The 9,462-nt window shown below is 56.8% G+C and carries 10 protein-coding genes; 9 read left to right on the forward strand and 1 reads right to left on the reverse strand.

Features of this window, described 5'->3' with window-relative positions; genetic code table 11:
* Window positions 1–8: 8 nt before the first annotated feature.
* Entirely contained in the window at window positions 9–179 is a 171-nt protein-coding gene (locus HMPREF9371_RS13085) for a lipoprotein signal peptidase (RefSeq protein WP_232203068.1), read from the reverse strand.
* A 128-nt stretch (window positions 180–307) separates the two neighbouring features.
* On the opposite strand from HMPREF9371_RS13085, the gene HMPREF9371_RS02870 reads away from it, so the two are divergent.
* The 9 genes from HMPREF9371_RS02870 to HMPREF9371_RS12475 all read left to right on the forward strand — a co-directional run bounded on the left by HMPREF9371_RS02870 (window position 308) and on the right by HMPREF9371_RS12475 (window position 9,022).
* A complete protein-coding gene (locus HMPREF9371_RS02870) occupies window positions 308–1,108 on the forward strand; it encodes a cation efflux transmembrane domain-containing protein (protein ID WP_040660700.1) in 801 nt (266 codons plus the stop codon).
* A gap of 88 nt (window positions 1,109–1,196) precedes the next feature.
* Window positions 1,197–1,952: an alpha/beta fold hydrolase gene (locus HMPREF9371_RS02875; RefSeq protein ID WP_040660701.1), complete on the forward strand. Its 756-nt coding sequence runs from the start codon at window positions 1,197–1,199 to the stop codon at window positions 1,950–1,952.
* A gap of 54 nt (window positions 1,953–2,006) precedes the next feature.
* Window positions 2,007–2,660: a DNA alkylation repair protein gene (locus tag HMPREF9371_RS02880; protein WP_040660703.1), complete on the forward strand. Its 654-nt coding sequence runs from the start codon at window positions 2,007–2,009 to the stop codon at window positions 2,658–2,660.
* A 146-nt stretch (window positions 2,661–2,806) separates the two neighbouring features.
* Complete coding sequence (locus tag HMPREF9371_RS02885) at window positions 2,807–3,565, forward strand: TSUP family transporter (RefSeq protein ID WP_009118376.1); 759 nt, start codon at window positions 2,807–2,809, stop codon at window positions 3,563–3,565.
* A gap of 37 nt (window positions 3,566–3,602) precedes the next feature.
* Window positions 3,603–4,151: a hypothetical protein gene (locus tag HMPREF9371_RS10990; protein ID WP_009118377.1), complete on the forward strand. Its 549-nt coding sequence runs from the start codon at window positions 3,603–3,605 to the stop codon at window positions 4,149–4,151.
* A gap of 97 nt (window positions 4,152–4,248) precedes the next feature.
* The gene (gene lpdA / locus HMPREF9371_RS02895) at window positions 4,249–6,042 is read left to right on the forward strand and encodes a dihydrolipoyl dehydrogenase (protein WP_009118378.1); all 1,794 of its coding nucleotides are present in this window, start codon (window positions 4,249–4,251) and stop codon (window positions 6,040–6,042) included.
* A gap of 223 nt (window positions 6,043–6,265) precedes the next feature.
* Entirely contained in the window at window positions 6,266–7,651 is a 1,386-nt protein-coding gene (locus HMPREF9371_RS02900; protein ID WP_009118379.1) for an MFS transporter, read from the forward strand.
* Window positions 7,641–8,183: a single-stranded DNA-binding protein gene (locus HMPREF9371_RS02905; protein ID WP_009118380.1), complete on the forward strand. Its 543-nt coding sequence runs from the start codon at window positions 7,641–7,643 to the stop codon at window positions 8,181–8,183. The genes HMPREF9371_RS02900 and HMPREF9371_RS02905 overlap by 11 nt, the downstream gene beginning before the upstream one ends.
* Before the next feature lie 428 nt (window positions 8,184–8,611).
* Window positions 8,612–9,022 carry a hypothetical protein gene (locus tag HMPREF9371_RS12475; RefSeq protein WP_009118382.1) on the forward strand — a complete coding sequence of 137 codons (411 nt, stop codon included), beginning with the start codon at window positions 8,612–8,614 and terminating at the stop codon, window positions 9,020–9,022.
* The last annotated feature ends 440 nt before the right edge of the window (window positions 9,023–9,462 follow it).

Here is a 9,462-nt window from a genome sequence, read left to right on the forward strand (position 1 = left end):
ACCGGCTTTCAGGTAGCCTGAGACCTTTGCAAAACTCTCAGATGTGGATGCAGTTCAAGGCGTAGCAGCGCAGCGAGTGTGAACGTCAGGAATCCCTGTGGGACAGACATATCATACAGATAGGCAAGTGAGCGAGCAGCGCGCAACGCAGAAATGCGCCGCAGATGGAGGTTTTGCAAAGGTCTCAGCCTGACGGCGGTTCATTCAGGCAGTATGAGCGGCATGAGTCGGTCATGCCCCATGGTTTATATGGCTTTGAATGTGTCCCCCCTTTCCCCTCACTTACTGAAATGGAGACCACACCATGTTGCACCGTTCTGTTTTCCACATCGCTAAAATGGACTGTCCTTCCGAGATACAGCTGATCCGCATGAAACTGGCAGATCAACGCCAGATTGCCGATATGCAGTTTGATATTGCACAACGGGAGCTGACCGTCATTCATCAAGGCGATTGGTTACCCATTTTGACACTGCTGGAAACCCTGAACTTAGACAGCCGACATATGCATAGCAGCCGAGATGGCATAACAGTAATGTCCTCAGCAGCAGACCAAGCCGACCAGCGGCGGATATTGTGGCAAGTACTGCTGATCAACCTGCTGTTTTTCTTGATGGAAGGCATTGCCGGCTGGCTGTCGCACTCCATGGGGCTGCTGGCCGACAGTTTGGATATGCTTGCCGATAGTGCGGTTTATGCCTTGGCACTGATGGCGGTAGGCAATACGTTGTTGCACAAGCGGCGGGTTGCACGCACAGCCGGGCTATTGCAGGCAGCGCTAGCCGTATGGGGCTTGGTGGAAGTGTTACGGCGTTTTTTCGGCTGGGAAGGCGCACCTGCTTATCACATCATGATGGCGGTAGCTTTCCTGGCCTTGCTGGGCAATGCTTTGTGTCTGTATTTACTACACAAAAGCCAGAACCATGAAGCCCATATGCAGGCCAGTATGATTTTTACCGCTAACGATGTTTGGGTAAATCTGGGGGTGATTGCCGCCGCTGTGCTCACCTCGGTAACACAGTCCAAATATCCCGATTTGCTGGTGGGCGCTTTAGTGTTCGTGCTGGTGGCCAACGGTGCGCGGCGCATCTGGCAGCTGGGCAAATAGATAGGAATCTAATAAACAATCAATCGGATGAAAACCAAAACCATCCAAAATTCAACAGTATGATGTTTAGAAAAATCCTCAGCACATGATGAATTCCCATTACCTCAACCATCTCGGCGCCCGCCTGCATTACCGCCTGGGCGGTCAGGAGAACGCGCCGGTGCTGGTGCTGCTGCACGGCGGATTCGGGTCGATGGCCGATTTCGCTGCGCTGCTGCCGCGCCTGCAGGCGCAGTTTCGGCTGCTGGCCATCGACACCCGCGGCCACGGCGGCAGCACCCTCGGCGACGCGCCGCTGAGCTATGCGCAAGCGGCCGACGATGTGCGTCACATCCTGCGCCACGAGGGAATTGAACGCTGCCATTTGTTCGGTTTTAGCGACGGCGGCATCACCGCCTACCGGCTGGCGGCCGAAGATAATGGCCTTATCGAGAGCGTGGTCACCGTCGGCGCCGACTGGCACCGCGACCACCTGCACCGGGTACGGCCGATGTATGCATCGCTGGATATCCATGCGGTGCGCGAGCATATGCCGGCGCAGCTGGCCGCCTATTTGGCCGACAACCCGGAGCCGGATGTCGAACGCTGGATTGCCGCCCTCAAAGCCATGTGGCTGGACGAGAGCGAGCAGGGTTATCCCAACGAGCGCATGGGCCAAATTCGCGCGCCGGTGCTGGCGGTGCGCGGCGATGCCGATTTTCTCTACCACCTGGCCGACTGGGTGGCGCTGAAAAACGTTCTGCCCGCCGCGCATTTGCTCAATGTGCCCTTGACCGCGCACGAAGTGATCCGCGAGCAGCCCGATATCTTGTGGGCGGCCTTGCAGGCATTTTGGGCTACCTGAAACACCGGCTTTCAGGTAGCCTGAAACCGCCGGTCCAATGAGCATAAGACCATGATGGACAACAAAGCATTACTGGCCGCCTTGCGCGACGCAGCCGACCCCGAACGCACCGCGCCAATGAAGGCCTATATGAAAAATCGCTTTGAGTTTCTGGGAGTTGCCAAGCCCCGCATCGGCCAAATTTGCAAGCCGTTTTTCAAACAATCGGCTTCGCAAGAGATTGACTGGCCATTTGTCAGAGAATGCTGGAAAAACCCGTATCGCGAGCTGCAATATTGTGCACTGAATTATTTGAAAGCCGTGCAAAAACAGCTCACGCCACAAGACATCCCCCACCTTGAAAAACTGATTACCGAAAAATCGTGGTGGGATACGTCTGACGTGCTTGACCGCATCGTTGGCGGCATTGCCTTGAATTACTCAGAAGTGAACGCCGTGCTGCTGAATTGGAGCTGCAGCGATAATATCTGGCTACGGCGCGTCGCCATCGATCACCAGCTTTTACGCAAGGAAAAAACCGATACCGAGCTCTTAGAGCAAATTATCTGCAACAACCTGGGGCAAAAAGAATTTTTTATCAACAAAGCCATCGGCTGGGCATTGCGCGATTACAGTAAAACCAACCCCGCATGGGTACGTGCATTCATCACCCGCTACCGAAGCCGCATGGCGGCTTTGAGTATCCGCGAAGCGGAGAAGTATTTGTAAGGCTGCCTGAAAGCCTTTCAGGCAAGTCGCAAGGGTTTTGGAGCATGTTATGCACTTTCCACCCCCACGCGAGAACGGCTCTGCCCGCCCCAAACACATAAACCGGACGCTCATGGCTCCACCATTTTCAGGTAGCCTGCATAGATATGGACATCATCTTAAGTTGGGAAACCATAGCCGCTTTGTTTTTGGTGGCGGCGGCGGCCGGTTTTGTCGATGCCTTGGCCGGCGGCGGCGGGCTGCTGACCATACCCGCCTTGCTGCTCAGCGGCCTGCCGCCGGTGTCGGCCTTGGCCACCAACAAATTGCAAGCCTGCGCCGGCTCGTTCTCCGCCTCGCTGACCCTGGTGAAAAAAGGCGTGGCACACCCCGGCGCCATTCGGCGGGCGCTGGTGCTGGCCTTTATCGGCTCCGCCATCGGTACGGTATTGGTGCAGCTGTCGCCTGCCCAAATGCTCACCGTGCTGATTCCGTTTTTGATTGCCGGCATCGGCCTATACACCCTGTTTGCCCCTTCTTTGGGGCAAACAGCCCGACCGCCGAAAATCAGCCGGCAAAGCTGGCAGCGCTATATTGTGCCGTCTATCGGCTTTTACGACGGCTATTTCGGCCCGGCCACCGGCACGTTTTTCTCCCTAAGCCAAGCCGTGCTGCGCGGCACAGATTTAGTGCGTGCCACCGCCGATGCCAAGCTGCTAAACTTCGCCACCAATTTGGCTTCCCTGATTTTCTTCCTGTTGGGCGGCCACATTGTTTGGCTAGCCGGCTTGGCCATGATGGCCGGGCAGGCACTGGGCGCTTTCTTTGGCGCGCGGATGGTGGTAAAAGGCGGCACACGCCTGATCCGCCCCATGATGGTGATGATGTGCTTTGCCATGGTGGCCAAATATGTGTTTTTCTCTTAACCGCCCCCACCGGGCTGAGACCGCAATAGGCCAACAGATGAAGATAGGCAAACCCTTCCGCAGCATGAGCCTGGCCGAATACCGCCATTACATTGCCCGCCATGCCCGTTATACCGACTTCAACCCGCTGGGGCTGTACCGCTCGATACTGGAAAACCCCGCCTTAGACACCGCCGGACAGCAGGAAGTGCTGGCGCTGGCCAACCGCCATTTTCAGAAGTTTTACGATTTTCTGGTGGTCAAAGACCTGCCCACTTATGCCCGGCTCTCCCGCTTGGGCCAAGCGCCCCTCAGCGAAGCGCAGGAGAGGCAATACCTCGAACAGCTGAGGCGGATTGCCGAAAAGCGCTTGGCCGGAAAAGACATCCGCCATTGGCGGGTGGGCGTTTACAGCACTTCCGAGCGTTTCAACGGGCGGCTAAACGACGACGGCAGCCCGCAAACCGTAGCAGTAATGAGCCGCCGCCGCTCGCAAAAAATGCTGAAAACCGCCCATATCCCGCACCAGCGGCAGCGGAAAAACCAATACCGCATCATTAAACAGGCATTCGGCGAATACGGGCAGAACGACGACGAAGCGGTTTAGGCTACCTGAAAGGCGTCAGCCGGATACCGATACCCGAACCCGGCACCACGCGAACCCAACCCATGTATTTTCAACCCACATCACAGAAAGCAAGTGTATGAGCATCATCGAACTGAAAGTCCCCGACATCGGCGGACACGAAAACGTAGACATCATCGCCGTGGAAATCCAAGCCGGCGACAGCGTGGCGCTGGAAGACACGCTGATTACCCTCGAAACCGACAAAGCCACCATGGACGTGCCGGCGGAAGCCGCGGGCGTGGTCAAGGAAGTGCGCGTCAAAGTGGGCGACAAAATTTCCGAAGGCGGCGTGATTGCCGTCATTGAAGCGGCCACGGCTGCGGCCGAAGCCCCTGCGGCCAAAGCCGAGCCGGCCGCCGCTGCGGCAGCGCCAGCACCCGCACCACAAGCGGCGGCATTCTCCGGCAGCGCCGACGCCGAATACGATGTGGTGGTGCTGGGCGGCGGCCCCGGCGGTTATTCCGCCGCCTTTGCCGCAGCCGATGCCGGCCTGAAAACGGCGATTGTCGAGCAATACAAAACCCTGGGAGGCGTGTGCCTGAACGTGGGCTGCATCCCCTCCAAAGCCTTGCTGCACAATGCGGCGGTAATCGACGAAGTGAAACACCTGGCCGCCAACGGCATCAAATATTCCGCGCCGGAAATCGATGTGGACATGCTGCGCGGCTACAAAGACAAGGTCATCGGCAAGCTCACCGGCGGTTTGGCCGGCATGGCCAAGGCGCGCAAAGTGGACATCATTCAAGGCCGCGGCAGCTTTGCCGGCCCCAACCACCTTCAGGTAGCCCTTACCGAATCGGCGCAATACGAAACGGCGGTGGAAACCGGCGAAAGCAAAACCATCGCCTTTAAAAACGCCATCATCGCCGTGGGCAGCCGCGTGGTGAACCTGCCGTTTATCCCCCAAGACCCGCGCATTGTCGATTCCACCGGCGCGTTGGAACTGCGCGAAAACGGCGGCCGGCTGCCGGAAAAAATGCTGGTGATCGGCGGCGGCATCATCGGCCTGGAAATGGGCACCGTATACAGCACCCTGGGCGCGCGCCTGGATGTGGTGGAAATGATGGACGGTCTGATGCAGGGCGCCGACCGCGATTTGGTGAAAGTGTGGGAAAAAATGAACGCCCACCGTTTCGACAACATCATGACCAACACGAAAACCGTGGCCGTGGAAGCCCGCGACGACGGCATTTACGTCACCTTTGAAGGCGAGAAAGCCCCGGCCGAGCCGCAGCGTTACGATTTGGTGCTGGTGGCCGCCGGCCGCGCCCCCAACGGCAAACTGTGCGGCGCCGAAAACGCCGGCGTGGCCGTGACCGAGCGCGGCTTTATCGAAGTGGACAAACAGCAGCGCACGAATGTGCCGCACATTTACGCCATCGGCGACGTGGTCGGCCAACCCATGCTGGCGCACAAAGCGGTGCACGAAGGCCATGTGGCGGCGGAAAACTGCGCCGGCCACAAAGCCTATTTTGACGCGCGCGTGATTCCCGGCGTGGCCTATACCGACCCCGAAGTGGCTTGGGTGGGCGTGACCGAAGAAATCGCCAAACGCGACGGCATCAAGATCACCAAATCGGTCTTCCCTTGGGCCGCCAGCGGCCGCGCCATCGCCAACGGCCGCGACGAAGGCTTTACCAAACTGATTTTCGACGCCGATTCGGGCCGCATCATCGGTGGCGGCATCGTCGGCACCCACGCCGGCGACATGATCGGCGAAATCTGTTTGGCCATCGAAATGGGTTGCGATGCCGAAGACATCGGCAAAACCATCCACCCGCACCCCACCTTGGGCGAGAGCATCGGCATGGCCGCCGAAGTGGCGCTGGGCGTGTGCACCGATTTGCCGCCGCAACGCAAGAAGAAGTAAGCGCTGGGCTGTGATACAACAGGCTACCTGAACAGGCTTTCAGGTAGCCTGAATTTTTGACGGCCGCACCGTAAAGCCGTTCAAGCCGAACATCAAACCATGCCAGCCAAAGAAGCGGCTTTGCTTAGTTCGAAGCCTTGTGCACCCTCCGCTTGCCTCTGGATTCAGGTATAATTCGGAGCCTTTCTATTTACACTTTTTTACTCTCCGAAAGCCGTTCATTATGTCCCGCTCCCCCCATACCAATCTGCTGCCGCTCGAATGGCGTGCCAGCACTTCTTTGGCCGGCGTGTACGCCCTGCGCATGCTGGGCATGTTTTTGGTGCTGCCCGTATTGGCGTTGCATGCCGTGGCGCTCGGCGGCAGCAAAGCCGACGGCGGCATGGCGATTGCCGCCTACGGTCTCACCCAAGCCCTGCTGCAGCTGCCGCTGGGCATTGCTTCCGACCGCTTCGGCCGTAAGAAAGTGATTTACCTCGGTTTGGCCGTGTTCGCCGTCGGCAGTCTGATTGCCGCCGCGGCCGACAACGTGACCCTGCTCATCATCGGCCGCGCCATCCAAGGCGCCGGCGCCGTGAGTGCCGCCGTCACCGCCCTGTTGGCCGACCTCACCCGCGAAGAAGTACGCACCCGCGCCATGGCCTCGGTAGGCCTCACCATCGGGCTGACCTTTGCCGCCAGCATGGTGTTGTCGCCGGTCTTGTCCCACTACATCGGCGTGGGCGGCCTGTTTGCCCTCACCGGCATCCTCAGCTTGGTGGCGATTGCCGTCGTGGCCTGGGTAACACCCACACCCACACACAGCAAAACGCGCGAAGACGCCGACGCCCAACCTTCGCGCATCAGCGAAGTGGTGGCCAACGGCCAGCTGATGCGCCTCAATTTCGGCATCTTCGCCCTGCAGGGCGTGATGATGGCGGTATTCGCCAGCCTGCCCTTCGCCTTGGAGCAACTGGGCATGCCGAAAGAAAGCCAATGGCAGGTGTATCTGCCGGCCGTGCTGCTGGGCTTGGTGCTGATGGTGCCGGCCATCATCATCGGCGAAACCCGCGGCAAGCTGAAAAGCGTGTTTGTGCTGGGCATCCTCTTTATCGCCCTCGCCCTGTGCGGCCTGTATTGGGGCATCCATTCGCTGTTGGTCATCGGCATCGCGCTGGTGGTGTACTTCATCGGCTTCAATATTCTGGAAGCCAGCCTGCCTTCCATCGTGTCGAAAATCGCACCCGGCGATTTGAAAGGCACCGCCATGGGCGTGTATAACACCGCCCAATCCATCGGCGTGTTTGTCGGCGGGGCGGTCGGCGGCCGCCTCTACCAGCATTACGGCTTCGGCGGTATGTTTGCCTTCTCGCTGGGTCTGACCCTGCTGTGGCTCTTGGTGGCCGCCACCGCGCCCGCGCCCGAAGCGGTGAAAAATGTTATGATGGCCGTCCACCCGCGCTGGCGCGGCCGCGAAAACGAGCTGGCCGACATCCTCATGCAGCAACACGGTGCCGCCGACGCCAGCTTCAGCGCCGACAAAACCACCCTCTATCTCAAAGTGCGCCGGGGCTTCGATGAGGCCGCCGCCCAACAAATGATTTCAGGAGCAGATTCCCATGTTGAATAAAGTTACCCTCATCGGCAACCTCGGCCGCGACCCGGAAGTGCGCTACATGCCCAACGGCGAAGCCGTCTGCAACTTCTCCATCGCCACCAGCGAAAGCTGGACCGACCGCAACAGCGGCCAGCGCCAAGAGCGCACCGAATGGCACAACATCACCATGTACCGCCGTCTGGCCGAAATCGCCGGCCAATACCTGAGAAAAGGCAGCCAAGTGTATATCGAAGGCCGCATCCAAAGCCGCAAATACACCGGCAAAGACGGCATCGAACGCACCGCCTACGAAATCATCGCCAACGAAATGAAAATGCTGGGCAGCCGCGGCAGCGGCGGCAGCCAATACGATGACGGCGGCTATCAAGGCGCACCGGCCCAAGGCGGCCATTATGCTCCACCCGCCCACCACGCCCCCGCGGCTGCGGCTTACGACGCTCCGCCCGCCTACAGCAACGAACCGCCGCCCGCTCCCCGCCGCCAAGCCGCCCCGCCTGCCGCCCCCACCCCGATAGACGATATTGACGACGATATTCCGTTCTAAAAAACAATACAACAGGCTGCCCAAACGGCAGCCTGAAGTTTTTAACGCTAGGCCGAATCGACATTCATCTGGTATCTTCCCCCAATACGTCTGGCCGACAAAGGTCTCAGGCTATGACAGCCGGGAGCTGGTGGCGCTGATCCGGTCGCTCGGCGCCCAGCCGGTGATCCCGCCTCGCAGCTGCCAACAACCGCGTACCTACGACAAGGTCCGCTACCGGCTACGCAACCGCATCGAGCGTTACTTTGCCAGGCTCAAACCGTTCCGCCGTATCGCCACTCGCTTCGACCGCAAGTCCGCTCACTTCCCGGCTTTCCTTTACCTCGCATCAATTACCTTGTGGGGGGGGGTTGAATGTCGATTCGGCCTAGGACAGCCCATATCTTAACATTGGTTTTAATCGATAAAATTATTTAAAGGCATTGATTATGTATCGATTTGCGGAAAAAAATATTGATTCATTAATTCATTCTGGTGCTATGAACATCATAAAAATAAATGATTTTCAGCCTATTTTAGATAGAATATCTGAAAATTTTAATATAGTTACCAGAGGAAATTATGATGAAATATGGATTCAGTTAATGAAAAAAGATCCAGATTTTTTTATTCAAGATCAAATGGGATGGTTACAATCTATTAATTGTATAGATACATATCCTTGTTACTTAATCATAAATGATTCAAGTGATAGGGTGGTATATAAAATTTTCAGAGCGGAAGATCTTGAACATCTTTTAAATGAAACAATAGGATTTGTATACTATTTATGCTCAGAAAATATTGACAGAATTATATTTTTCAATTCATATGACACTTTGGCTGTTTTCAAGGCTTAAAGGACATTTGAGATGATTACTCGTCCTTTTCTGTATTGAATGACCAAATAAATGATTGATAAATAGATCCTCAGAATGCTCACCCATCTTCGGATACCACTTGATGCGATATTGACTTTCAATTTGCCTAAACTTTCCTACCAGCCGGTTTGTCTTATTCGCGACACTCAACGGCGCCATTGGCATGTAAATCAATGCGGCAAGCTTATCTTCAGGTTATTACATGCACTTCGCAGCTGTTGGTATCTACCACTTTTCCCGGCCGTCTTTGCTGACGCTTTACTGATTCAGGTAATCCCGTAAGGGCTTGTATCAGTGTATCAACTGGTGCTTCAATTCCTCCTCACAAAAGCCAAAAATATTCTTTAAGAGCCTTTCCAGCTTTTCAGGTAGCCTGCGGGTGATTGTTGACAGCCTTTCACCTACCCAAGGCGCTAGAG

Source organism: Neisseria shayeganii 871, from assembly GCF_000226875.1.
GTDB lineage: Bacteria > Pseudomonadota > Gammaproteobacteria > Burkholderiales > Neisseriaceae > Eikenella > Eikenella shayeganii.